We start from the raw sequence: 25,281 nt of genomic DNA on the forward strand, positions 1-25,281 counted from the left end.
CATGGCGATCCGTGGACTTCTCTGGCTCGCGCTTCTCTTCGCGATTGCCGTCGCGCTCGCGACTGTCGGGCGCTTCGACACCGGGCAGGTGCTGCTCGTCTATCCGCCGTATCGCGTGGACGTCTCGCTCAACCTGTTCGTGGTCGGCATCGTGGTGGCCTTCCTGCTGCTGTACGCGATCCTGCGCTTCGCGCGCAACATCGTGACGATGCCGCGCCGCGTGGCCGCCTATCGCGCACGCATGCGCGCCGAGAAGGCGAATTCGGCGCTGCGCGACGCCGTGGGCAATCTCTACGCGGGCCGTTTCTCGCGCGCCGAGAAGGCTGCGCGCGATTCGCTCGCCGACGTCAAGAACACGAGCGCCGCGGGCCTGATCGCCGCGACGGCCGCGCATCGTCTGCATGAATACGCGCGCCGCGACGAATGGCTCACCCAGGTCGACGACCCCGACCTCCAGGAAGCGCGCCTCATGGCGACCGCCGACATGCGCGCCGACGGCCGCGACGCCGATGGCGCGCTCGCTGCGCTCACCGAAATGCGCACGCAGGGCGGCCGCCGCATTCACGCGCAGCAGATCGCGCTGCGCGCGCAACAGCAGCTCAAGAACTGGAGCGAAGTGCTCAAGCTCGTGAAGACGCTGGAAAAGCGCGAGGCGCTGCACCCGGCCGTGGCCGTGCGCCTGCGCCAGCTCGCGGCGGAAAACCTGCTGCGCGACCGCCGTCACAATGCGGATGCGTTGCTCGAACTGTGGCAATCGCTCTCGAACGTCGAGCGTCACTCGCCGCGTCTGGCGGATTGCGCCGCCGAACTGCTGATCGCGCTCGATCGTCAGGCCGACGCGCGCAAGATCGTCGAGGAAGCGCTCGCGCAGAACTGGGACGCGCGCCTCTTGCGCCGCTACCCGGATACCGCGGGCAGCGACGCACTGCCACTCATCCAGAAGGCCGAGGCGTGGCGCAAGGAGCGACCCGAAGACGGCGACCTGCTGTTCGCGCTGGGCCGCCTGTGCCTGAAGCAGCAGCTGTGGGGCAAGGCGCAGTCGTTCCTCGAGGCCGCGCTCAAGTCCGCTGACGCCACGCAGAACGAGCCGCTCAAGATCCGCTCGCATCGCGCGCTTGCGCGCCTGCACGAGCAGCTTGGCGACGGCGAGAAGGCGGCTTCGCACTATCGGGAAAGTGCGCTGTCGATGAACGTGGTGTAAAGACGCTCACCGCAAATCCGTTGTCACAACGAAAACGGCCGCCTGCAAAACAGGCGGCCGTTTGTCTTTGGAAATGCCCGGGAACGCTTCAGCGATTCACGAGCTTCGCCGGTGCGGAAAGTGCCAACAAACCGCCGAGGATCATGAACGCCGCGAGCATGTACATGCCCGAATCGTTGGCCTTCGTCGCCTCCTTGAGCCAGCCCACCGCATACGGGCTCAGGAAGCCCGCGAGATTGCCGATCGAGTTGATGAGCGCGATCCCGGCCGCCGCGGCCGTGCCCGAGAGCCAGGCCGTGGGCAGGCTCCAGAACAGCGGCAGCGTGGTGAGAATGCCGATGGTCGCGATGGTGAGCGCCGTCATGGCGAGCGTGGTGTCGTGCGCCCATGTGACCGAAAGCACGAGGCCGATCGCGCCGATGGCAGCGGGAATCGCGATGTGCCAGCGGCGCTCGCGCGTGCGGTCGGCGCTCTTCGCGAACAGCACCATGCCGACCACGGCCGCCGCGAACGGAATGGCCGAAAGCAGGCCGATCGTGAGCGCGTCCTTCACGCCCGTCGCCTTGATGATGGTGGGCAGCCAGAAGCTCACGCCGTAGAGGCCCATCACGAACGAGAAGTAGGTGAGGCTCATTACCAGCACGCGCGGGCTCGTGAGGATGGTCATGAGCGGCGGGTCTTCCTTGGTGGCGTCCTCGGCGGCGATGTTGCGTTCGAGCAGCGCGCGCTCTTCTTCGGTGAGCCACTTGGCTTTGCCGATGCGGTCGTCGAGCACGAAAAACACCAGCACGCCGACGATCACCGAGGGCAGCCCTTCGAGCAGGAACAGCCACTGCCAGCCTTGCCAGCCGTTCGCGCCATCGAAGGACTTGAGAATCCAGCCCGACACCGGCCCGCCGATCACGCCCGAAAGCGCAATGGCCGTCATGAACCACGTGGTCATGCGCCCGCGCCGGTGTGCCGGATACCAGTAGGTGAGGTAGAGGATGATGCCGGGGAAGAAGCCCGCCTCGCACAGGCCGAGCAGAAAGCGCATCACGTAGAACATGGTCGGCGTGGTGACGAACATCGTCAGGATCGAGACGAGGCCCCACGTGACCATGATGCGCGCGATCCACACGCGCGCGCCCACGCGATGCAGGATCACATTGCTTGGGACTTCGAACAGAAAGTAACCGACGAAGAAAATGCCTGCTCCGAAGCCATAAACCGCATCGGAGAGATTGAGCGCAGAACTCATCTGCAGCTTGGCGAAGCCCACGTTCACGCGGTCCAGATACGCGACCACGTAACACAGCATGAGAAGCGGAATGAGCCGCCACGCGACTTTGCGATAGGTGGCTTCTTCGAAGGCGGAGGGCGGTGCGCCCGCTCCCGCTTGCGGCAGGTGATTCGCTGGACTGGCCATGGTGTCTCCTATGTCGACCGGAGTTGGCGCTTTAGCGCTTATTCCGGTCCCATCCAGAGCAAGATCTTGCTCGTTGGCGTGTTTGTTGTATTGCCGCCGTGTTATGGCGGGTATTCGACGCGAAAGCACGGTCATTCTATACGCGCCGCCGTCGTGCGACGGCGCGTCGATCTCGGGGAAAACACCGATTAGTCAACGACTTGGCGCAGCGGTGCAGCGCCAGACGCACTGCTATACGCAGCGGCCGCCATCCACTTCGATGCAGGTGCCGGTGATGAACGCCGCTTCATCCGAGGCGAGATAAAGGCACGCGTTGGCCACGTCCTGCGGCGTGGAGAATCGTCCGAGCGGAATGGTCGCGATGAAGCGCTGGCGATTCTCGGGTGTATCGGGCACGCCCATGAAATCCGCCGTGAGGCCCGTGTCGCCGATCACGGGGTTCACGCAGTTCACGCGAATCTGGTCGGGGCCGAGTTCGGCGGCGAGCGCCTTGCTGGCCACGATCATCGCGCCCTTGCTGCCGTTGTACCAGACGAGCCCCGGCCGCGGCCGGATGCCCGCGGTCGATGCGATGTTGACGAACGCGCCGCCGCCGCGCTCGCGAAAATGCGGCACGAACGCGCGCACGCTCCAGTAGAGGCCCTTCACGTTGACGGCATAGACGCGGTCGAACTCCGCTTCGCTCACTTCGAGCACGGGCTTGTTGCGATGCGTGGTGCCCGCGTTGTTGACGACGATCTGCACGCTGCCGAAGTCTTCGATGGCCGCTTCGCGCAGCGCGTGCCAGTCGGCTTCGCGTGTGATGTCGCCTTGCACCGCAATAGCCTTGCCGCCCGCGAGCGCGATCTCGCTCGCCACGCGCTCGGCCGCCTCGCCGTTCAGATCGTTGATGACGACGTTCGCGCCTTCGCGCGCATAGGTCTTGGCTATCCCTTCGCCGAAGCCCGAGCCGGCGCCCGTCACGACAGCCGTCTTGCCTTTGAGTCGCATGGTGTCTCCGTTTGTGTTGATCGACGTGATTCAGCCGTGGCGAATCGCGATGGTCTTCAGCGCCGTGAAGCCATAGAGCGCCTCGAAGCCTTTTTCGCGCCCATGTCCCGAATGCCGGGTGCCGCCGAACGGCAATTCGACGCCGCCTCCCGCGCCGTAGTTGTTGACGAACACCTGGCCTGCGCGCACGCGCCGGGCGAGACGCATCTGGCGCGCGCCATCGCGCGTCCAGATGCCGGCGACGAGGCCATAAAGCGTGCCGTTGGCGAGCGCGAGCGCTTCTTCTTCGCTTTCGAAAGGCATGGCCGCGAGCACTGGCCCGAACACTTCTTCCTGTGCGAGACGGCTTTGCGGCGGCACGTCGCGCAGCAGTGTCGGAACTTCGTAGAAGCCGCCACTGGGCGCATCCGCTTCGAGCCTGCCGCTCGCCGCCGTGGCGATCCGGCTTGCGGCCGCTTCGTCGAGAAAACCGCGCACGCGCTGGCGCTGCTTCTCGTTGATGAGCGGGCCGCAGTCGAGATCGGCGCTGGCCGGGCCCACGCGCAGTTTGCCGAACGATGCAGCAAGCCGGTCGATGAGCGGCTCGTACGCGCCGCGCTCGATCAGCACGCGGCTGCCCGCCGAACAGGTCTGCCCCGCGTTCTGCACGATCGCGGCCACGAGCACGGGCAACGCGGCGTCGAGATCGGCGTCGGCGAAGACGATTTGCGGCGACTTGCCGCCCAGTTCGAGCGTGACAGGCACGTGGTGCTCGGCGGCCATCTGCGCGACGAGCTTGCCCGTTTGCGGCGAACCGGTGAACGAGATGTGGTCGATGCCGGGATGCGAGGCGAGTGCCGCGCCCGCCTCATGTCCAAGCCCGGTGACGATGTTGAGCGCCCCGGCGGGCAGACCGGCTTCGCGTGCCAGTTCCGCCACGCGCAAGAGCGACACGCAGGCGTCCTCGGCGGGCTTCACCACGCATGCGTTGCCGGTGGCGAGCGCCGCGCCCACGCTGCGGCCGAAGATCTGCATCGGGTAGTTCCAGGGCACGATGTGGCCCGTCACGCCGTGCGGCTCGCGCACCGTGAGCACCGTGTAGCCGCTCTGGTAGGGCAGGGTTTCGCCGTGCAGCTTGTCGGCGGCGCCGGCGTAGAACTCGAAATAGCGTGCGAGCGCGGCGGCGTCGGCGCGCGCCTGCTTGAGCGGCTTGCCGGTGTCGCGCGCTTCGAGCTGTGCGAGTTCCTCCTTGTGCTGGCGGACGAGGCCCGAGAGCGCGAACAGCAATCGCCCGCGTTCGGTGGCGCTTAATGCGCCCCATGCGCCCTCGAAGGCCTTGCGTGCGGCGGTGACAGCATCGTTGATGTCGGTGGCATTGCCGCGCGCGAGCTGCGCGAAGGGCTGGCCGGTGGAGGGATCGATCGCGGCGAGCGATTCGCCACTGGCGCTCGCTTGCCATTCGCCGCCGATGAAGTGCTTCGCTTCTTCCATGCATGCGCCTCGTAAATGGGGGTGAAACGAGGGAGAGAAACGCAAAACGGGAAACGTCGCCGGCGCGTGGCTCGGATTGCCCGATGGAGCGCCGCGCTGGCAGGTTCATTATCGCGCCGATTGCAGGCGCTACGGGCAGGAATTCAGCAGGCACTTCATCTGCGTGCGGGAAAGCCCTGGGCCGAACCGCCGGCCGCCCTGGCCGATTGGCTATAATGGCGTCCATCTTCCAACGTCCGCGACGTCCGGTTACGCGCCGGTTTTGCGCGCGAGCCGTCGCTTTTTCCCTTCTCAACAGAGAGCGCTCATGAGCTTTGCAAATGTCCCCGCCGGCAAGGATCTGCCGCAAGACTTCAACGTGATCATCGAGATTCCCGCGCAAAGCGATCCGGTGAAATACGAAGCCGACAAGGACCTGGGTCTGCTCGTCGTCGACCGTTTCGTCGGCACGGGCATGCGCTATCCCGTGAACTACGGCTTCATTCCGCAGACGCTCTCGGGCGACGGCGACCCGGTCGACGTGCTCGTGATCACGCCGTTCCCGCTGCTGGCCGGCTCGGTCGTGCGCTCGCGCGCGCTCGGCATGCTGCAGATGACCGACGAGTCGGGCGTCGACGCGAAGCTGATCGCGGTCCCGCACGACAAGGTCTGCCCGATGACGGCCAACCTCAAGTCGCTCGACGACGTGCCCGAATATTTGAAGGACCAGATCAAGCACTTCTTCGAGAACTACAAGTCGCTCGAAAAGGGCAAGTGGGTCAAGGTCGAAGGCTGGGTCGGCATCGAAGCCGCCCACAAGGAAATCACCGACGGCGTGGCGAACTTCAAGAAGTAAATCGCACGCTCGAGGCTTGATTGAAAACCGCACGCGCTGAAAGGCCGTGCGGTTTTTTCATGGGCGCCTGATCAATCTACTTCGGCGATGTCTCGCAGTTCAGGCCCGCGCAGGATGTCGAGCCGCGCGGGCCTGCCCACGCCGTAGCCCTGCGCGTAATCCACGCCCATCGCGATCATCCAGTCCACGATGGCGGCGTCCTCCACGCACTCGGCGATCGTCAGCTTGCCCGCCGCGTGCGCGACCTGATTGATCGAGCGCACGATGGCCTGGTCCAGCGGACTGTCGATGATGCCGCGGATGAAGCTGCCGTCGATCTTCAGATAATCGACGTGCAGATGCTTGAGGTAGTTGAACGACGACATGCCCGCGCCGAAGTCGTCGAGCGCGAAGCGGCAGCCCTGCGCGCGCAGGCGCTCGATCAGCTTGATCGCGTCGTCCATGTTCGTGATCGCGGCGGTCTCGGTGATCTCGAAGCACACGCGCTCGAACGGGATGGACCAGATGCGCTGCTGCTCCTCGATATAGTCGGCGAGCTGCTCGTCGCCGAGCGACGCGCCCGAGAGATTGATCGACCAGGTGCCGTAATCGTGCGCGCCTTCGGCGATCATCGCGAACGCGCTCGCGATCACCCAGCGGTCGATGGCCGGCATGAGGTCGAAGCGCTCCGCCGCGCCGATGAACGCGGACGGCTCCACGAGCGCGCCGGAAGCGGTCTGCATGCGCAGCAGCAGTTCGACGTGCGTGTCGTCGGCCGACGCTGCCTGCGCCAGCGAGAGAATCTTCTGGCCGAACAGGCAGAACTGGCCGTTTTCGAGCGCGGCCTTGATATCGGAGACCCACGCCATCTGCGCGTGCGTTTGCGAGAGTTCCTCGTCGTCGTAGCGAAAGCGGTGCACGCGGTTGCGGCCTTTCTTCTTGGCCATGTAGCAGGCCACGTCCGCGGCCTTCATCACTTCCTTCACGGACAGGAGGCCCGCCGCGTCGCCGACCAGTCCGATGCTCACGCTCGTCTGCACGATGCGGCCGGCACCCGTGAAGCGGATCGCGGCAATGCCCGCGCGCAGGTTCTCCGCGAGCATCGACGCGTGCGCGGCCGTGCAGTGCGGCAGCACGACGCCGAATTCGTCGCCGCCCAGGCGCGCAATGATGTCTTCGCCGCGCAACTCGCTTTTGAGCACGCGGCAGACCTGGCGGATCAGTTCGTCGCCGGTCGAGTGTCCGCACGTATCGTTGACGACCTTGAACTGGTCGAGGTCGAGGAACATGACCGCGTGGCCGGGCTGTCCTGGCTGCCCCGGCTGCGCACTGCCGCCGTCGTCGAGCAGCGCGGCGAGACGCCGCTCGAATTCGCGGCGGTTGTAGATGTCGGTGAGTTCGTCGTGGGTCGCCTGGTAGGCGAGGCGGGCAGCGTGTTCGCGTAGCGCGCTCACGTCGTAGAGCACGATGACCGTGCCGATCACACGGCGCTGCACGTCGCGCAGCTTCGACACCGAGTAGTCGACCGCGAGGCGCGAGCCGTTCGGACGCATCACGTGGAGTGTCGCGCCGCCTGTGTTGTCCGTCGCACCCGTCGCGCGTGAATTGATCAGGATCTCGAAGCGTTGCGCTTCGTGCGCATCGTTGCGCAGATCGCAGATTGCGTCGAACGGTTGCGCGAGCATATCGGCAGCCGCGCGGCCGAGCATGCGTTCGGCCACGGCGTTGCAATAGGTCACGCGCGCGTTCTCATCGGTGCGGATCACCGCTTCGCCGATCGAGGCCAGCGTGACCTCCGCCAGTTCGCGTTCGGTATAGGCCTTCGCTTCAGCCGTCCTCAGTTCGGTGATATCGAACAGGCAGCCGACCATGCGCACGGCGCGCCCGCGTGCGTCACGCACCGCCTGGCCGCGCGCGCGGCACCAGCAGTAGCTGCCCGCGAGCGTGCGCAGACGAAATTCCACGTCGAATGGCGTGGCGCGCGCCAGGTGCTGGCGCAACGCGTGGCGCACGAGCGTGAGGTCGTTGGGATGGACGAGCTGCGTGAGGCCGGTATCGCTTTCGAAGCGCGTGCCCACGTCATAGCCGAGCTGTTCGTAGAGCCAGTTCGAGAAGTAGCATTGGCGGCTGCCGACCTCCCAGTCCCAGAGCCCGGCGTTGATGCCTTCGAAGCCTAGCGTGAGGCGCTCCTCGTTCTTGCGAACCTCGGCTTCGAGGCGGTCGCTGCGCGCAAGCGCTCGGCGGATGAAGTGCGAGAACACGCCGAGCAGCCCGATGGCGGAGGCGGCGAGCGCAAGCGTGAGGAGCGAGCGCGTGGCGCGCGCCGCGTCGTCGAGCGAACGGGAAAAGCCGCTTTCGATGGGGGCGAGCTGGCTGTCGATCTCGCGCAGCTCGCGCACGAGGCTGGCGGACTGAGGCGCGTGCAGCCCGCCCGCCTGCACGAGCGCGTGCAGGCGTTCGCCCGTATCGGCCAGACGCAGAATAAAGTGGTCGCCGATGTCCCAGAACGCCACGGCCGGGCGCATCCACGGCGTGTTCTTGAGCGTGCGGTAGCCCCAGGTCATGCCGTCGATATCGTCGGGCGCAATGCGGCCCAGCTCGAAGCCGTGCCGGATCGCCGCGGTGTCCGGCCGCGCGCGGTTCATTTCCAGTTTGGCCGCGCGGTCGCCGAGCGGCACGGCAATGCCGGAGAGGAAGGTGCGGTAATCCGCTTCGTCACCGGTGCGCGCATAGCGCTCGAGGGCGTGAACGGCGTCCTTCTGGCCCTTCGACCAGCTGCTTTCTCCCGCCACATAGGCCAGCAGGATCGACATGATCGCGAGGCTGGCCGCGGCGATCAGCGCCATGACGGCGGCGAGCAGCCATAGCGGCAGCAGGACCGCGGTCGTGCGCCGCAACCCGTGCCAACCGGGGGCGAGCCGGCTCGTCTCCGTTTTAATCGGTCTCTTCATGCCTCACCGGCCCCGTCCGAGGTGAAATGAGAGCGCACGCCGGGGGCTAAGACCGGCGTCTTGTGCGCAATAACGGCGGAGGCTGCGGGCGGCTTTAGGCTTTACGCGGTGCGTTCGACGAAAAGAGCAAACGCCCGCGCGGCAAGACGTTTGCTCGGCCTGCTCATTCCGACGCTTCGGCGTCCGGGGTCGTATCAGGGGGTGGCGGAGGCAGGACCGATTCGAGCGTGCGCGCGCCGGCCGCAAGCGCGCGCTTCTCGCGCGGGGTCAGGCGTTTGACCCAGTATTCGGCGCTCGATGCACGCGCACGGTCGGCGAACTCGAACTGCGCGAGCACCTGGACTGGCTTGCGCGAGCGCGTGTAGCGCGCGCCCGTGCCGCTCGCGTGCTGGGCGAAGCGGGCGGCGACGTCGATGGCGATGCCCGTATAGACGCTGCCGTCCGCGCATTCGAGCATGTAGAGGAACCACGGCATAGTTGTGGAAGCGATGATCGTTCGTAATAGGCGAGGGCGTTTCAGTGCATGTGGCGCGCGGGACGTCCACATGCAGCAGGGGTATCAGGCACGAAAAGGATTGCGCTCGTTGAGCTCGTGCATATACGCGTGAATATGGTTCGTCTCGCTTTCGAGAAAGCGCGCAACGGCATCGGAGAACGCAGGGTGGGCGAGCCAGTGCGCCGAGCGCGTGGCCGTGGGCAGGAAACCGCGCGCCATCTTGTGTTCGCCTTGCGCACCGCCTTCGAACACATCGAGCTTTTCCTCGATGCAGAATTCGAGCGGCTGATAGTACGCGGTCTCGAAGTGCAGGCAGGGCACGTGTTCGAGCGCGCCCCAGTAGCGGCCATAGAGCGTGCCGCCCTGGCCATTCTCGCCGCGCTGCCAGACCACGAGCGAACTCGCGATCGGCTCGCCTTCGCGCTCGGCGATCACGAGCAGCAGATTTTCCGGCATCGTCTCGCCGATCGTGCGAAAGAAGTTGAGATTCAGATACGGCGAAGAGAAATGCTCGCGGTACGTCTGCCGGTAGCAGCGGCTGAAAAAGCGCCACTCGGCATCGCTGATGTCCTCGCCGCGCACGCGCCGCATCGTCACGCCCGCTTCGCGCACCTTGCGGCGTTCCGCGCGGATGTTCTTGCGCTTCTTCTGCTCAAGCGTCGAGAGGAAGTCCTCGAACTCGCGATAGCCGTCGTTGAGCCAGTGAAACTGCACGCCTTCACGCTGCATCATGCCGAGGTCGGTCAGCGCCTCAGCGTCTTCGGTGGTCGGAAAGAGCACGTGCAGCGACGAGACGTCGGCCTGCTCCGCGAAGGCGAGCAGCGTGGCGGCCAGATGACGGCGCGCGGTTGCGTCGGCAGCGATCAGGCGCGTGCCCTGTACCGGCGTGAACGGCACGGCGCACAGGAGCTTTGGATAGTACTCGAGGCCGTTGCGCTTGTAGGCGTCGGCCCACGCCCAGTCGAACACGTATTCCCCGTACGAGTGCCCCTTGAGATACACCGGCGCGGCGGCGGCGAGGCGCCCCGTGCGCGTGTCGGTGAGCGTGACGAACTGCGCGGCCCAGCCCTCGTCCGGCGTGGTGCAGCGCGTGGCGTCGAGCGCCGCGAGGAATTCGTGGCGCAAAAAGGGCGTCGGCTGCGCCTGGCGCGCGAGCAGCGCGTTCCATTCGGCGGCGTCGACCTCGGACGGTGAGCCGAGGATGCCCGTGCGATAATCGAAATGTTCCTGTTTCAACTTGCGTGCCCGTTGGCGTGGGAAGCGGCGTGGGTGTTTCAACAGCGCCTGCCGCGGCAAACGGTCATGGTAAAGCAAACGTCCCGAGCGGGTGAGGACCGCCGCGTCTCGTGCAGCGGCGACATCGAGCAGCCCCAACGTCAGAGCGCGCGCTTGACGTGCGCAGCGCGCCCGCCTCAAGGTTATCGAAATGAAAGAGCGTTTCTTCAATCTCTATACGCACGGCTTTGCGCGCGTGGCCGTGGGCGTACCCCGCTGCCGTGTGGCCGATCCCGCATTCAACGCCACCGAGACGCTCGCGCTCGCGCGCGAGGCCGCCGCGCAGGGCGCAGTGCTTGTCGCGTTTCCCGAGCTTGGCCTTTCGGCCTATACCTGCGACGACCTGTTCCATCAGCAAGCGCTGCTCGACGCCTGCGAGCGCGCGCTCGCGCAGATCGTGGAAGCCTCGGCCACGCTGCAGCTCGTCATGATCGTCGGGTTGCCGGTGCGCGCGGGCCACTCGCTCTTCAACTGCGCCGCCGTGGTGGCAGGCGGACGTGTGGCGGGCGTCGTGCCGAAAAGCTTCCTGCCGAACTACGGCGAATTCTACGAGCCGCGCCAATTCAGTCCCGCCGATGTCGCGAGCACCGACACCGTGCGTCTCGCCGGCGCGGACGTGCCGTTCGGCGCGTCGCTGCTGTTCGATGTGCCGCAGCTCGCGGGTCTGCGTTTTCACGTGGAGATCTGCGAGGACGTCTGGGTGCCCATTCCGCCGTCGTCGTTCGCGGCGCTCGCGGGCGCTTCGGTGCTCGTGAATCTATCGGCGTCGAACGTCGTGGTGGGCAAGGCGGGCTACCGGCAGCAGCTGGTGTCGCAACAGTCGGCGCGTTGTCTCGCGGCGTACCTCTATACCTCGGCGGGCAAGGGCGAATCGACCACCGACATGGCCTGGGACGGGCACGCGCTCGTGTGCGAAAACGGCGAGTTGCTCGCGCAATCGGAGCGTTTTCCGGACGACTCGCAGCTGATCTTCGCCGACGTCGATCTCGCACGGCTGCAACAGGAGCGCATCCGCCAGACCACGTTCGGCGATTCGGTTCGCCGTCACGCCGATGAGGTCGCGAAGTTCCGCGTGATTGCTTGCGAGCTGGCGGGCGAGGGCGCCTGGGCGCGCGAAACGCTCGCGCTGTCGCGCCGCGTGGAGCGCTTCCCCTACGTGCCGGCGGATCCCAAGCGCCGCGACGAGCGCTGCAACGAGGTCTACAACATCCAGGTGCAGGCGCTCGTGCAGCGGCTTTCGCAGGCGGGCATCAAGAAAGTGGTGATTGGCGTCTCGGGCGGGCTCGACTCCACGCACGCACTGCTCGTGTGCGCGAAGGCGATGGATCGCCTCGGACTGCCGCGCGCGAACATCCTCGCTTACACCATGCCCGGCTTCGCCACGAGCGAGCGCACGCTGCGCCAGGCGCGCGAGCTGATGGCGCTCGTCGGCTGTACGGCGCGCGAAATCGACATTCGCCAGAGCTGCATGCAGATGCTCGAAGACCTCGGCCATCCGTATTCGGAAGGCAAGGAAACCTACGACATCACCTTCGAAAACGTGCAGGCCGGCGAGCGCACGAATCACCTGTTCCGCCTTGCCAACTTCAATCACGCGATCGTGATCGGCACAGGCGATCTCTCCGAGCTCGCGCTCGGCTGGTGCACGTACGGCGTGGGCGATCACATGTCGCACTACAACGTGAACGCGAGCGTGCCGAAGACGCTCATCACGCATCTCGTGCGCTGGGTGGCCGAAACGGGGCAGATTGGTCAGAACGGGGAGAGCGGCCGCGACGTGCTCGAGGCGATTCTCGCCACCGACATCAGCCCGGAGCTGATTCCGGGCAAGTCCGATGGCGCGCCCGAGCAGAAAACCGAGAGCACGATCGGCCCATACGAGCTTCAGGACTTCAACCTCTACTACACGCTGCGCTTCGGCTTCACGCCTTCGAAGGTGGCGTTCCTTGCGCGTCATGCGTGGGGCGACCGGGAAGCCGGGGCGTGGCCCGAGAACGCGAAAGTCGTGCGCAACCAGTACGACCTCACGGCGATCAAGCGCAATTTGCGCATTTTCCTCGACCGCTTCTTCCGCCAGAGCCAGTTCAAGCGCACCTGCGTGCCGAATTCGCCGAAGGTCGGCTCGGGCGGTTCGCTCTCGCCGCGCGGCGACTGGCGCGCGCCGAGCGATTCGGAGTCGCTGGTGTGGCTCGCCGATCTGGAGCGCGTGCCCGACGAAGCGAGCGCGGGCAAGCCCTCGGCGTGAGTCCTGGCCGCACAGCGTAGAATCCCGATAGGTTCCGAAATTTCCGACTAATCCGATAACGAGACGAGGTTCGCCATGAAACGCATTACTGCCGTGATCAAACCGTTCAAGCTCGACGAAGTGCGCGAGGCGCTCGCCGAAGTGGGCCTCACGGGCCTGACCGTCACCGAGGTCAAGGGCTTCGGCCGCCAGAAGGGCCATACGGAGTTGTACCGCGGTGCCGAATACGTGGTCGACTTCCTGCCGAAGGTCAAGATCGAGGTGGTGGTCGCGAACGATCAGGCCGACCAGGTGATCGACGCGATCATCGGTGCTGCGCGCACGGGCAAGATCGGCGACGGCAAGATCTTCGTGACCGACGTGGAACGCGTGATCCGCATCCGCACGGGCGAGGAGAACGAAGCAGCGGTTTGAGGCCGCCGGCTTTTCGCCCTCGAAGTACCCGAAGCACCGGATGCACCAATAGAAAAGGGGACGGCGCCGCTTTCGCAGCCCGTCCCCAGCATAAAAAACGGTGCGATACCCTTTCGGACATCGCACCGATACGCGCCTCTCGCAGCAGCGTGAAAACGTCGATGTAGCTGTTCTGTCTACACTCGCTTCAAATTAGAACGAGTGCTGGATACCTGCGTACACGCCAACCTGGCTGTGGCCCGGGAGCGGGTTGCCGGTTGCGGCCGCCGTACCGAAGTTGTTGGCGTTCAGGCCGAAGTTGGCCGTCTTGCTGTTCTGCACCGTGCCTGCCTGGATGTCGAGCAGCGTGCGCTTGGACAGGTTGTACGAACCACCGATCGTGTACAGCGTCGCGTTGCCGCCGCCGTTGTTCGCATTGACGTGGTAGACCGCGGCGATCAGCGCTGCAGCCGGCGTCATTTGCCACGTCACACCGCCCCATTCGTGGTCAAGCGTGGTCGGCTGACCGATGATGCCCGGGTTCATGCCCGACGAACGGATGGCTTCGTAGCCGCCCTGAACCTTGAATGCGCCGAGGAACAGGTTGAACATGGCCATGTAGTCACGCGAATACGCGAACACGCCGTTGCCGTTGGCCTGGGTGGAGCCGGTCGGTATCAGGCCGCCGTTCAGGCCGTTGGTGGCATACGTACCGCCCAGCGAGCCGTTGTCCGGATTGCGGATTTCGTCATACAGACCGCGGATCTGGAACAGCGAGCTCGTGTAGGTGAGCTGCAGGCCAGCTTCGCGACCTTGCGACGTCGAACCGTTGCCGTTCCAGTTCGTCGCGTTCGAGAACGCGTACTGGCCGTACACGTCGAAGCCCATCCAGTTCGGCGACTGGTACGAAATGTTGTTGCTCGATTGCGGCCAGTTGCGGCCACGGACCATCGAAGCCGACGACCAGTTCGACTGACCGAACGGGTCGAAGTCCCAAATGCCGTTGGAGATGAACAGCATGCGGCCAGCGAGCAGCGTACCGAACTGGTCGTTCGCGACACCGACAGTCGCCCAGCGATTCCAGAGCGAGCCGGCCGAGCCGAGCGAACCGTTAGCCGTGCTGAAGCTGCCTTCCAGGTGGAACAGAACCTTGTTGCCGCCACCGATGTCTTCAACGCCCTTCATGCCCCAGAGGCTGGTGCCCCAGTAGCCGCTTTCGAGTTGAACCTGGCTGGAGCCGTGGGTGGCTTGACCGTTCGCGCCGGTGCCTGCACCGATGCCGTTCATATACGCCACACCCATGTCGAGGCGGCCGTAGAGCGTGACGCTGCTTTGTGCATGCGCGATCACGCCAGCCGACATCAGTGCTGCGGCGAGCAAAGCTTTCTTCATCTTCTCCTCCATACCCTGTCAAAGAGTCAACCTTAGTACTGCGAAAGACGTCCGTGCGCTTGGCGGCGCCGCGAACAGAAATCGTCGCGTGAGGGAGAATTACCCCGAGGACCGGCGTACGGGCTGGTGCCGCTGCATGACCCGGGCTGGGTCGTCTTGCAGGTCCCCTGGTTGACTGGCATCTCCCGTTCTTTTTGAAGTGAAACTACTTTTAATGAACTTTGTTTTGCTACTTTGGTTACTAATTTAGCAAAAAAGGTCCGCGCTGGCGAACTAATTCGTGCTCGCACCCCAGGGTGTCGTCAAATTGCAATATGGTCTTCCTGGATGGTGGTCAGAGAGGTACTACAAATAGATCGAAAGCCTTACGGGATAAGGGACTCACGTCAATTTACTGGCTAAGTTCAGGATTGCCACTATTGACGAGTGATTTCACAAGGAGTAATGCGAAAAACGCCGTTTTTGAGCGAAAACGGACAGCTTTTCGAGGGGAAAAGACCCAAAAAGAAAAGGCGCTGTAAGCGCCTTGTAATACTACTTTTACTACATCGCCGAAAGGCGGCGGGCCTGCGAGTCGTCTTACTTGAGGCTGCCCGAAAGGAACTGGCGCAGGCGCTCGCTCTTCGGATTGGCGAATACCTCGGCCGGGTTGCCTTCTTCCTCCACGAGTCCCTTGTGCAGGAACATGACGTGGTTCGAAACGTTGCGCGCGAAACCCATTTCGTGCGTGACCACGATCATCGTGCGGCCTTCTTCGGCGAGCTTCTGCATGACCTTGAGCACTTCGCCCACGAGTTCCGGGTCGAGCGCCGAGGTCGGCTCGTCGAACAACATGACGTCGGGGTGCATGGCGAGCGCGCGGGCAATCGCCACGCGTTGCTGCTGACCGCCCGAGAGGTGCGACGGGTATTGCTTCTCCACGCGCGGCGCGAGACCGACCTTCTCCAGATAGGTGCGTGCGCGATCTTCGGCTTCCTTGCGCGACAGGCCCAGCACGTGCACCGGCGCCTCGATCACGTTCTCGAGCACCGACATGTGCGACCACAGGTTGAAGTGCTGGAACACCATCGCGAGTTTGGTGCGCACGCGCTGGAGCTGCTTCGCGTCGGCGGGGTGCAGCGCGCCCGTGCGCTTGTCGGCGCGCGTGGCGACTTCCTCGCCGTCCACTACGATGCGCCCCGCGTTGGGTTGCTCGAGGAAGTTGACGCAACGCAGCATCGTGCTCTTGCCCGATCCGGACGAGCCGATCACGCTGATCACATCGCCTGCATTGGCTTTCAGGGACACGCCCTTGAGGACTTCGTTGTCGCCGTACTTCTTGTGGATGGAGTCGACGAACAGCTTCTGCTTCTGGGAATTCATCAATTGACCTCTAGCGGGCTCACTTGCCTTGCGGTCGCAGGTATGCGAGCCAGCGGCGCTCGGCGCGGCGGAACAGCCACACGAGCGTGAAAGAAATGATCAGGTACAGCAGGGCGGCGATGCCGAACGCGCCGAACGACTGGTAAGTTGCCGAGTTCACGTCGCGCGCGATCTTCAGGATGTCCGGCACGGTGGCCGTGAAGGCCACGGTCGTTGCGTGCAGCATCAAGATGACTTCGTTGCTGTAGTAGGGCAGTGCGCGGCGCAGCGCCGAAGGCAGGATCACGCGGCGGTACAGCGTGAACTGCGACATGCCGTACGCGCGCGCGGCTTCGATCTCGCCATAGGGCGTGGCCTTGATCGCGCCCGCGAAGATTTCGGTGGTGTACGCGCAGGTGTTGAGCGTGAACGCAAGCAGCGTGCAGTTCATGCCGCTTCGGAAGAACGCGCTCGTGAGTTCGTGGTTGCGCACGATCTCGAGGCTGTAGAGGCCCGTGTAGCACAGCAGCAACTGCACGTAGAGCGGCGTGCCGCGGAAAATATACGTGTAAAGCCACACGAGTCCGGCGAGCCACTTCTTCTTCGAGACGCGCGCAACGGCGAGCGGCACCGAGAGGCAGAAGCCGAGCCCGATCGAGATGACAAGCAGCCACAGCGTGATGACCACGCCGCTGAAGTGGTAGCCGTCGGAGAAGAGGTAGTTGCGCCAGTACTGCTGGATCAGTTGGACGAAGTCTTGCATGGTCTTGGCCTCGCGCGATTCAGAGATCCGCCTTGCGCACACCGGTGGAGTAGCGCTTGTCGAGATACATCAGCACGAAGTTGGAGACCGTGGTGATGACGAGATAGATCGCGCCGGCGAGCAGCGTGAAGAAGAAGAACCGCAGCGTGCCCTTGCCGGCGTCCTGGCTGGCCTTCACGACGTCGGCGAGACCGATGATCGAGACGAGCGCCGTGGACTTCACGAGCACCTGCCAGTTGTTGCCGATGCCGGGCAGCGCGAAGCGCATCATTTGCGGGAACATGATGCGCGTGAACACCTGCCAGTTCGTCATGCCGTAGGCGTGACCCGCCTCCAGCATGCCGCGCGGCACCGCGATGAACGCGCCGCGGAAGGTCTCGGTGAAGTACGCGCCGTAGATGAAGCCGAGCACGACCACGCCCGCGAGGAACGGGTCGATGTCGATCTGATCCCAGCCGAGCATGTCGGTCAGGTCGTTCAGCCAGATCTGGATGCTGTAGAAGAGCAGCAGCATGAGCACGAGATCGGGCACGCCGCGAATGAGCGTGGTGTAGAGCGTGCCCGCGCCGTGCGCGACGCGGTTTTTGGACAGCTTGGCCGCCGCGCCGATCAGCCCGAGCACGAACGAGAGCGCGAGCGACAGCACGGCGAGCTTGACGGTCTGCCAGGTGCCGGCGAGGATCAGCGGGCCGTAGCCTTGAAGAAACATGGGCAAGTCCTTGACGGTGCGTTTCTCACACCGCGAAAGGCGCGGCGTTTGTGTGCCGCGGTTCAAATCCGTTCATGGCCGCGCGGTGTTTTGCGCGGTGTTGCGTACGCGCGCGTGGCCGGTGCAATTGCGCTCGTGAGCGCGCCTGAGACTGCGCCTGTGACTGTATACGAAGCCCGGTGGCGGTCTATCGGGGAGCCCCCGGGGCTTGGCGCCCCCGGCCAGGCGCCCCCGGCCAGGCGCCCCCGGCTTCAAGCGTCCTGGCGCGAGGCGCGAGCGGTAATGTCTCGTCGTTTATTTACCTGCGTGTGCGTTCCCGTTCACTTGCCCTTGTAGATATCGAAGTCGAAGTACTGCTTCGCGATCTTGTCGAACGTGCCATCGGCATGAATCGCGGCCAGTGCCGTGTTGAACCTCGCCTTCAGGTCGGCGTCGTCCTTGCGCAAGCCGATCGCCGTGCCGTCACCAATCGTCGCCGGGTCTTCCACTTCTGGGCCCGCCCACGCGAAACCCTTGCCGCGCGGCGTTTTCAGGAAGCCAAAGTCGGCCTGGACCTCGTCTTGCAGCGTGGCGTCGAGGCGCCCGGCGATCAGATCCTGGTAGACCTGATCCTGATTCTGGTACGAGATCACGTTCACACCCTGCGGCGCCCAGTGCGCCTTCGCGTACGCTTCCTGGGTCGAGCCCTGTTCGACGCCGACGTTCTTGCCCTTGAGCGAGGCCGGCACAGGCAAGAGCGGCGAGCCCGTGCGCGCGAGCATGCGTGCGGGCGCATCGAACATCTTCGCGGAGTAGTCGATTCTCTGGGCGCGCTGCGGCGTGATGGTCAGCGACGACACGATCGCGTCGAACTTGCGGGCCTGGAGCGCCGGGATGATGCCGTCGAGGTCGTTCTCGACCCACACGCACTTCACGTTCATGCGCGCGCACAGGGCTTTCGTGAGGTCGACATCGAAGCCGACGATCTGCCCGTTCGGCGCTTTGGACTCGAACGGCGCGTAGCTGGCGTCCACGCCGATGCGCACTGTCTTCCATTCTTTGGCGGCGGCGCTGCCCGCGATCAGGGCCAGCGCCACGCACACTGCAAACTTCTTCATCATTCTCCTGTCGAGCCGCAGTGAGTGCTTTGGCACTAACTGCGCTCCCATGCACGGCTGATACGGGCGGCGCGGCGCGGTAAGGGGCGCGCGGCCGAAGCGGGGCGGCGATGGCTCGTGGCCGTTGGCCGCCATTCTAGGCGATCAAAAATGCGGGTCGGAAAGCGGAGCGCACTTATGCACCGGCGGCTACGCGCACTGGCGAGGCGGGGCCGCCGCCCCGGGTTATCCAACCCGGGCCATCGCGCACGCGCTGGCCGAAAAGCGCGGTATTTTACCCGAAGCCGGAGGGTGTGCCAGTCTGACGGAGGGCGATGCCGTCAGCGCAGCCCATTGATGTCGCTGGCGAAACGATGCGGTTCGCCGTTGCGGGTTGTGCAAGCGGGCCGCCGCCCTTACCTTCGGACATCGACATGATTGACCGGAGAATTGCCATGCTGAGCATCCGACGCGCCGACGAACGCGGCCACGCCAACCACGGCTGGCTCGATTCGTACCATAGCTTTTCGTTTGCCGACTATTTCGACGAAGCGCATATGCACTACGGTGCGCTACGGGTGCTCAACGACGACCGCATCGCGGGCGGCCAGGGCTTCGGGGCGCACGGCCACCGCGATATGGAGATCGTGACCTACGTGCTTTCCGGTGCGCTCGCGCACCGCGACAGCATGGGCAACGGTTCGACCATCCGCCCCGGCGACGTGCAGCGCATGAGCGCCGGCACGGGCGTGATGCACAGCGAGTTCAACGGTTCGAAGGAAGAGGAAGCGCACCTGCTGCAAATCTGGCTGCTGCCGCGCGAACGCGGCGGGGCGCCGGGCTACGAGGAAAAGCGCTTCGACGACGCCGACAAGCGCGGGCGGCTGCGCCTCGTCGCCTCGCCCGACGGGCGGGACGGCTCGGTGACCGTGCAGTCGGATGCCTCGATCTATGCGGGACTCGTGGACGGCGAGGAGCGCGTCGAGTACGCGGTGCCCGCCGGGCGGCGCGTTTATCTGCATGTCGCGCGCGGCGCGCTGGATGTGAACGGCCAGCGCCTCGAAGCGGGCGATGCCGCGATGATCGAAGCCGAGGCGGGAGTCGCGCTCGCGAACGGCGCGGCGGCCGAAGTGCTGCTGTTCGACCTCGCCTGAGCGTTTGATCGCGAGGGGCAGGCAAACGCCTCTTCCATGAAAAAAGCGCCGCGGGGTGCGAATCCCGCGGCGCTTTGTCGCGCATTGGCGTATTGGCGAGCCGCTTACTGCGGTGCGGCCGGTGCCGAAGCGCCGCCCTTGTGGTGCTGTTCCCAGCGCTGGCGCATCTGCTCGTGGCGCTGTTCCATCTTCGCGAAGCGCTCCTTGATCGCCGTACTCACGGTCGTCTTCTGCTGGTCGTTCAGGCCGTTGTAGAAGGCGAGCCACGCTTGCGTGGTTTGCTCACGCAGCTGCTGGTTCTGCTGCTCGATCTGCTCGTGCGCCGTGTGCATGGCGTTCAGGTCGAGGATCGGCTGGTTCTTCATCGAATCGAACTGCTGCTTCATCTGTTCATGATTCTTGCGCATGGCCTGGCCGTTCTGCTTCATCGTGTCGAGCGCGGCCTGCCATTGCTTTTCTTGCGCGGCGTTCAGATTCAGCTTGTCGTGCAGCTTCTTGAAGCCGAGCATGAAGTCGCCGTGCATGCCGGGGCCGTGATGCATCATGCCGGGACCGCCCGGGGGCGGCGTCTGGGCGTTGGCCGCGGTGGCGCCGAGGGTGAGCGCGAGCGAGGCAGCGGCGATAGCGAGAAGGCGCGAAGTCGTCTTGTACATGGTGATGCTCCTGACAAATCCTGAGGGTTTTATCCGGTCTGGTGCGGCGCTTTTCGGAAGTGGTGGCGCTCGCAACCGGTGTCCCTAGCGTATCGACCCCGCGGGTGGCGCGTGTTACGCGGCAAGCCGCCGAGATTACGCGACATTACACGCGCCTTTCGCGGTAACACCTCGTAACCCAGCTGGAAGAGCTGTAAGCAAACGGCCCGCGCGCGCGCGTTACACTTCATCCCATGGCTACTCAAATCCTTGTCGTCGACGACGACCTCGAACTACGCGACCTCCTGCGCGACTATCTGGCGCGCCAGGGCATGGAAGTCTCGGTGCTGCACGACGCCGGCTCGCTGGAGCGGCGGCTCGAGCGCGAGCGCCCCGACCTGATCGTGCTCGACCTGATGATGCCGGGCGTGGACGGCCTGACCGCGCTGCGCAAGCTGCGCGCGTCCGGCGACGACATCCCCGTCATCATGCTCACGGCGCGCGCGGACGACGTGGACCGCATCGTCGGCCTCGAACTCGGTGCGGACGACTACCTCGGCAAGCCGTTCAACCCGCGCGAGCTGCTCGCGCGCGTGCAGGCGGTGCTGCGCCGGCGCCGCACGGTGCCTTCGGCCGCGGCGCCCGAGCAGCGCGAGCCGTACGCGTTCGGCCGCTTCACGCTCGACTTCCAGTCGCGCACGCTGCAGCAGGAAGGCAAGCCCATCATGCTGTCGGGCAGCGAGTTCGCGCTTCTGAAGATTTTCGTGAACCACCCCATGCGCACGCTCACGCGCGAGCGCCTGCTGGAGTTGCTGCACGGTCCCGAGTACGACGGCACCGATCGCGGCATCGACGTTCAGGTGTGGCGTCTGCGGCGCATTCTCGAAAGCGACCCGTCCACGCCGCGCTTCATCCAGACCGTGCGCGGCCGCGGCTACGTGTTCGTTCCCGACGGAGAGCAGGGCAACCATGCGCCGGCCGGTTGATTCGCTGTTCGGGCGCCTCGCGGTCATCTTCATCGGCGTTCTGCTGGTGTCGCATGTCGCCTGGTTTACGCTCATGCGCGTCGAACACAACCAGATGCAAACGCGCTACGCCGTCGAGGAAGCGACCTTCCTCGTCGACGCGGTGCGCCAGCACGTCCAGCGCGAGCCCGACCAGCCGCTGCCTTCGCGCGTGCAGCTGATCGACCCGGCAAGCCGTGCCGTGCCGCCGGCCACCGAACATTTGCCTGAACCGCTGCGGCGTTTCATCGACGACGTGCGCGAACGCATGCCGCCCGGTACCGACGTGCGTCTCGGGGCGCCCGGCGGGCCGCCCACGCTCTGGGTGCGCGGGCCGCAGGATGCACGCTGGATCGTCGTGCCGGGCCAGCCGTTGCGCATCATGCGGCCGCTCGACAAACTTCTGCCTTGGGTCATCACCATTTTCGCCACCGCCGTGATCGCGGCGCTCGTGGCCGCGTGGATGCTGCAGCAGCCTTTGAGCGCGCTCGCGCAGGCCGTGGGCCGCTTTGGCCGGGGCGAGCCGGTGCCGCCCGTGCCCGAGCGCGGGCCGCGTGAGTTGCGCCAGCTCACGCTGGGCTTCAATCAGATGGTCAAGGAAGTCGAGCGCACCGAGAAAGACCGCGCCGTCATGCTGGCTGGCGTGGCGCACGATCTGAAGACGCCGCTTGCGCGGCTGCGCCTGCGCGCCGAAATGATGGACGAACAAAGGGTGCGCGACGGCGTAGTACGCGACGTGGAGTCGATGGCGCACATCGTCGACCAGTTCCTCGTGTTCGCGCACGACGGCGCCGATCGCAGCGAGCCCGTCGAGGTCGACGATCAGTGCGAGCGCATTGCGCGCAACCACCGTACGGCGAACGGCGAAATGATCGCGATCGAAACGCGCCTGCACGCGGGTCCTGAGTTTCGTCTGCCTGCGGCCACGCTCGAGCGCGTGGTCTCGAACCTGCTCGACAACGCCCATGCGTATGGCGCGCCTCCTGTCGTGATCGAGAGCGAGCGCGGGGCAACGGGCTTTTCGCTCACCGTGCGCGACCACGGCACGGGCATTCCCGACCAGGATCTCACGCAGGCAAGCCGGCCGTTCGTGCGGCTCGACCCCGCGCGCGGCGGCAACGGCCACAGCGGCCTTGGCCTTGCGATCGTCGAGCGCCTCGTGCGCCGTGCGGGCGGAGAGCTCTCGATCGGCAACGGCGAAAGCGGCGGCCTTGCGGTGCGCATGACGTTTGCGTTCGACGTGGTGGAGCGCACCGTCACCGAAGCGGCGCAGATCTGGTAATGCGAGGTTGAGCGGCTTGCGGGAGCCCGCACCGCTCGGGTGGGGCAGGGCCGCATAGGTGTGACGTGGGTTCTGACTCGGTGTTGCAGGGAGCCGGCGTTGCGTCCGAAAGCGCCGCCTCAGCGACGCTACGTGATACCAGATGAAGCCAGACGCAGCCGCTTCAGGCCGTGAAAAGCGTGTCGAGCGCGGCGGCGGCGTCGTTGTCCACCGTGTTGTAGGTCACGGTGTCGGCCTCGAAGATATAGTGCGTGGTGTACTTGCCGAGGCGGGCAAGGATCTCTTCCTGAATCAGCTCGGGCGTGGTGTCGAGTTTCAGGTACCACGCGGTCGATGACAGGCGCGTCTGGAACGCGCCGTACTCGACCATCAACTGGTCGAACGCGAGCGCATCCTGATCGCGGCAGACAATGACCAGATTTCCCTTCATGCATGCCTCCAGATTTGTGCGGAACACCGAAGTGGCGCGGTTTGACTCATGCGCGCCGCACGGATAGGCGCGCACCGTTTGTTCCATGATACCGCGCCTCGCCGGTTGAGCTGACCGAGTCCCGCAGACGGATACGGGCTTGTTTCGTAGGGTATGCCGCGCCAGTTCGTTGCGCGCTCACCAGGTTGGCGCCGCGGCGCGCGGCGGCACGACGCCCTCGGCCGTCATGGCCTCGCAACGGTCGCGACCGGCTGCCTTCGCCATGTAGAGCGCGAGGTCAGCGCGGCTCATCAGACGCTCGGGCTGATCCTGCGCGGCGGCAAGCTCGGTCACGCCGATGCTCACGCTCACGCTCGCCTCCTCGGGGAGGTCCGCGCAAATGCGCTTGCCGACCTGCTGGCGCAGGCGGTCGAGCACGGCCTGGCCCGTGGCGAGCGAGGTTGCGGGCAACAGGATGCCGAACTCCTCGCCGCCCAGACGCCCGACGGCGTCGTCGGCACGCAGTTCGGCGCGGCAGGTTTCCACGAAATGCTGGAGCGCGCGGTCGCCCGCCGGATGGCCGAAGCGGTCGTTGATCTGCTTGAAGTAGTCGAGGTCGGCGATCGCCATGCACAGCGGCGTACCGGCCGCGTAGGCCGCGTCGATCTCGCGGCGCAGCAGGTCGAGGAAGTAGCGCCGCGAGAGTGCGCCGGTCAGGGCGTCGTGGCGCGCCTCGGCGGCGAGCAGTGCGTTCGCGGCCTGCAGTTGTCCGGCGAGATCGCGGCTGGCGTGGTGCAGGCGCCGCTCGCGCACCCACGAGACCGAGATCACCGCCGCGAGGGCCGCCGTGCCCGCGAGCGTGAGGAAAATGAGGAGCCGGTCGCGCTGGTGGTTCGCGATCAGCTCGGACCAGGCATTGACCGGATCCACGAGATGCGCCGAGAGCCCGGAATTCAGGCCGCCTCGTTGCTCATAGAGGGCAGGCGAGCGTTGGCCCGGGAAGTCGATCATTTGCGCGGCGTCCGCTCGCGGGATCCACGGCGCGTCGCTCAGCGCGGTTTTCGCGGCCGAGCGCAACTCGAGCGGCGCAAAAAGCTCGCGCAAGTAGGTGTTCACGCGGTCCACCGCGTTCATTTCCGCGACGTGCGAGCCCGGCAGGGCGCGTCCTTCGAGCGCGCTGTCATGGGCCATGATGATGACGCCGTTGTTGTCCGCGACGAAGGTGCCCGGGTGCGTGACCCAGTGGCGCAGCCGCGCGATGCTGACCTTCGCGACCACGGCGCCGACCAGCAGGCCGTCGTCGTAGGCGGGCGCGGCAACGAAAATGCCGGGCTCGCCGCTGGCCGTCCCCACGCCATAGGCTTCGGAGAATGCCCCTAGCAGCGTTTCGTTCAGATACGCGCGCGGCCGCATGTCCACGCCGACGTAAGAGATTTTTTCGAGCGCGTTGCTCGACGCGATGCAGATGCCGTTGGCGTTGACGAGCCAGATCGCATCGAGCCCGGAGAAGCCCTGGGCGTCATGGAGGAAGCGGTCGACGCCGGCGAGCGCCGCCACGCCTTGCAGTTCCTTGCGCCGCGCCAGTTCCGTCGAATCGCTCGACGCGGCATAATGCGCGGCCTCGGTGAGCGCCTGCTGGACGACGCGCGTTTCGGCCATCGTCGCCGGAATGGCGCGCGACATGGCGAGGTCGCTTGCGATCACTTCGGCCATGTTGTCCACGACCGAGCGCATCATCTGGCGCTGTGCGGCGAGCGCCGCCTCGAACTCCTGGCGGACCATGCGGTCCGCGAGCCAGTCGGCCGCCGCCCAGCAGACGAGCGCGACCACCACGACCCCGAGGGGTCCGGCTGCCTGACGCAAGAGTCTCCTGTTCATCGGCCTTCTGGTTCGTGAGTGGTATTGAGGCGTGGTATCGGTGCCCCCGGGGCATCGAAGCGCCATAGACGGAGCCCGTCGATTTTACCCCTCGAAACGGGCGCGCGAACCCGCTCTCGGAGCGGCGGCGCGGCGTTGCGAGGCGGCGCGTGAGGGCGCAGGGGCGTGCGCGGATCGCAAACATGCAAGCCGCATGCCGTCAGCACGGCCATACGTGGGGTTGAGCGGCGATGAGCGCTCGGCAAGGGGCGCCGGGCGCCGTCGTTGCCGCTTCGCGCACGGGGTTCGTGCGAGGGCTGGCGTGTGGCGCGCAAGCGACGCCCAAACGACACCTACTGGCGTCGGCGGCCATGACGTGCCAGGACGGCGGCAGGAGCGACGACACGCAATGTCATCAA

At 65.5% G+C, this 25,281-nt stretch carries 21 protein-coding genes; 7 read left to right on the plus strand and 14 right to left on the minus strand.

Annotated elements, in window-relative coordinates; all coding sequences use genetic code 11:
- The first annotated feature begins 1 nt into the window (after position 1).
- On the plus strand, positions 2 to 1,201 hold the full coding sequence (locus tag FAZ97_RS03810; RefSeq protein ID WP_158757262.1) for a heme biosynthesis protein HemY: 1,200 nt from the start codon (positions 2 to 4) through the stop codon (positions 1,199 to 1,201).
- Between the two features lie 88 nt (positions 1,202 to 1,289).
- Here the strand turns inward: FAZ97_RS03810 and FAZ97_RS03815 are convergent, their stop codons facing one another.
- The 3 genes from FAZ97_RS03815 to FAZ97_RS03825 all read right to left on the minus strand — a co-directional run bounded on the left by FAZ97_RS03815 (position 1,290) and on the right by FAZ97_RS03825 (position 5,069).
- Complete coding sequence (locus FAZ97_RS03815; RefSeq protein ID WP_158757263.1) at positions 1,290 to 2,609, minus strand: MFS transporter; 1,320 nt, start codon at positions 2,607 to 2,609, stop codon at positions 1,290 to 1,292.
- A gap of 231 nt (positions 2,610 to 2,840) precedes the next feature.
- Positions 2,841 to 3,599, minus strand: a complete 759-nt coding sequence (locus tag FAZ97_RS03820) for an SDR family oxidoreductase (RefSeq protein ID WP_158757264.1) — start codon at positions 3,597 to 3,599, stop codon at positions 2,841 to 2,843.
- A gap of 30 nt (positions 3,600 to 3,629) precedes the next feature.
- Positions 3,630 to 5,069, minus strand: a complete 1,440-nt coding sequence (locus FAZ97_RS03825; protein WP_158757265.1) for an aldehyde dehydrogenase family protein — start codon at positions 5,067 to 5,069, stop codon at positions 3,630 to 3,632.
- A 307-nt stretch (positions 5,070 to 5,376) separates the two neighbouring features.
- Between FAZ97_RS03825 and ppa the strand changes: the two genes are divergently transcribed.
- Positions 5,377 to 5,904 (plus strand): inorganic diphosphatase, encoded by a 528-nt coding sequence (gene ppa, locus FAZ97_RS03830; protein ID WP_116611852.1) that lies wholly within the window; start codon positions 5,377 to 5,379, stop codon positions 5,902 to 5,904.
- Between the two features lie 71 nt (positions 5,905 to 5,975).
- Here ppa and FAZ97_RS03835 read toward each other — a convergent pair whose 3' ends face one another.
- The 3 genes from FAZ97_RS03835 to FAZ97_RS03845 all read right to left on the minus strand — a co-directional run bounded on the left by FAZ97_RS03835 (position 5,976) and on the right by FAZ97_RS03845 (position 10,566).
- The gene (locus FAZ97_RS03835) at positions 5,976 to 8,834 is read right to left on the minus strand and encodes an EAL domain-containing protein (RefSeq protein WP_158757266.1); all 2,859 of its coding nucleotides are present in this window, start codon (positions 8,832 to 8,834) and stop codon (positions 5,976 to 5,978) included.
- Between the two features lie 163 nt (positions 8,835 to 8,997).
- Positions 8,998 to 9,309, minus strand: coding sequence for a GIY-YIG nuclease family protein (locus FAZ97_RS03840; RefSeq protein ID WP_158757267.1), 312 nt, complete (start codon positions 9,307 to 9,309; stop codon positions 8,998 to 9,000).
- Between the two features lie 84 nt (positions 9,310 to 9,393).
- The gene (locus tag FAZ97_RS03845) at positions 9,394 to 10,566 is read right to left on the minus strand and encodes a GNAT family N-acetyltransferase (protein WP_158757268.1); all 1,173 of its coding nucleotides are present in this window, start codon (positions 10,564 to 10,566) and stop codon (positions 9,394 to 9,396) included.
- 190 nt (positions 10,567 to 10,756) lie between these two features.
- Between FAZ97_RS03845 and FAZ97_RS03850 the strand changes: the two genes are divergently transcribed.
- Positions 10,757 to 12,850: an NAD(+) synthase gene (locus FAZ97_RS03850; protein WP_158757269.1), complete on the plus strand. Its 2,094-nt coding sequence runs from the start codon at positions 10,757 to 10,759 to the stop codon at positions 12,848 to 12,850.
- A 75-nt stretch (positions 12,851 to 12,925) separates the two neighbouring features.
- Positions 12,926 to 13,264: a P-II family nitrogen regulator gene (locus FAZ97_RS03855; protein WP_027795598.1), complete on the plus strand. Its 339-nt coding sequence runs from the start codon at positions 12,926 to 12,928 to the stop codon at positions 13,262 to 13,264.
- A gap of 192 nt (positions 13,265 to 13,456) precedes the next feature.
- On the opposite strand, the gene FAZ97_RS03860 is transcribed toward FAZ97_RS03855, so the two are convergent.
- The 5 genes from FAZ97_RS03860 to FAZ97_RS03880 form a co-directional block, all read right to left on the minus strand.
- Positions 13,457 to 14,635, minus strand: a complete 1,179-nt coding sequence (locus tag FAZ97_RS03860; RefSeq protein WP_158757270.1) for a porin — start codon at positions 14,633 to 14,635, stop codon at positions 13,457 to 13,459.
- Between the two features lie 579 nt (positions 14,636 to 15,214).
- Positions 15,215 to 15,997: an ABC transporter ATP-binding protein gene (locus FAZ97_RS03865; RefSeq protein WP_158757271.1), complete on the minus strand. Its 783-nt coding sequence runs from the start codon at positions 15,995 to 15,997 to the stop codon at positions 15,215 to 15,217.
- A gap of 19 nt (positions 15,998 to 16,016) precedes the next feature.
- Positions 16,017 to 16,739: an ABC transporter permease gene (locus FAZ97_RS03870; protein WP_158757272.1), complete on the minus strand. Its 723-nt coding sequence runs from the start codon at positions 16,737 to 16,739 to the stop codon at positions 16,017 to 16,019.
- A gap of 19 nt (positions 16,740 to 16,758) precedes the next feature.
- The gene (locus FAZ97_RS03875; protein WP_158757273.1) at positions 16,759 to 17,448 is read right to left on the minus strand and encodes an ABC transporter permease; all 690 of its coding nucleotides are present in this window, start codon (positions 17,446 to 17,448) and stop codon (positions 16,759 to 16,761) included.
- A 320-nt stretch (positions 17,449 to 17,768) separates the two neighbouring features.
- The gene (locus tag FAZ97_RS03880; protein WP_158757274.1) at positions 17,769 to 18,545 is read right to left on the minus strand and encodes an ABC transporter substrate-binding protein; all 777 of its coding nucleotides are present in this window, start codon (positions 18,543 to 18,545) and stop codon (positions 17,769 to 17,771) included.
- Between the two features lie 434 nt (positions 18,546 to 18,979).
- Between FAZ97_RS03880 and FAZ97_RS03885 the strand changes: the two genes are divergently transcribed.
- Positions 18,980 to 19,678, plus strand: coding sequence for a pirin family protein (locus FAZ97_RS03885; protein WP_158757275.1), 699 nt, complete (start codon positions 18,980 to 18,982; stop codon positions 19,676 to 19,678).
- A 104-nt stretch (positions 19,679 to 19,782) separates the two neighbouring features.
- Here FAZ97_RS03885 and FAZ97_RS03890 read toward each other — a convergent pair whose 3' ends face one another.
- On the minus strand, positions 19,783 to 20,331 hold the full coding sequence (locus FAZ97_RS03890; RefSeq protein WP_158757276.1) for a Spy/CpxP family protein refolding chaperone: 549 nt from the start codon (positions 20,329 to 20,331) through the stop codon (positions 19,783 to 19,785).
- A gap of 233 nt (positions 20,332 to 20,564) precedes the next feature.
- On the opposite strand from FAZ97_RS03890, the gene FAZ97_RS03895 reads away from it, so the two are divergent.
- Entirely contained in the window at positions 20,565 to 21,296 is a 732-nt protein-coding gene (locus FAZ97_RS03895) for a response regulator (protein ID WP_158757277.1), read from the plus strand.
- Positions 21,280 to 22,596, plus strand: coding sequence for an ATP-binding protein (locus tag FAZ97_RS03900; protein ID WP_158757278.1), 1,317 nt, complete (start codon positions 21,280 to 21,282; stop codon positions 22,594 to 22,596). Before FAZ97_RS03895 ends, FAZ97_RS03900 begins: the two co-directional genes overlap by 17 nt.
- 163 nt (positions 22,597 to 22,759) lie before the next feature.
- Here FAZ97_RS03900 and FAZ97_RS03905 read toward each other — a convergent pair whose 3' ends face one another.
- Complete coding sequence (locus FAZ97_RS03905; protein WP_158757279.1) at positions 22,760 to 23,026, minus strand: double-stranded DNA-specific endonuclease; 267 nt, start codon at positions 23,024 to 23,026, stop codon at positions 22,760 to 22,762.
- A 177-nt stretch (positions 23,027 to 23,203) separates the two neighbouring features.
- Entirely contained in the window at positions 23,204 to 24,883 is a 1,680-nt protein-coding gene (locus tag FAZ97_RS03910; protein WP_158757280.1) for a GGDEF domain-containing protein, read from the minus strand.
- Positions 24,884 to 25,281: the final 398 nt, after the last annotated feature.

This window comes from Paraburkholderia acidiphila (assembly GCF_009789655.1).
Lineage (GTDB): Bacteria > Pseudomonadota > Gammaproteobacteria > Burkholderiales > Burkholderiaceae > Paraburkholderia > Paraburkholderia acidiphila.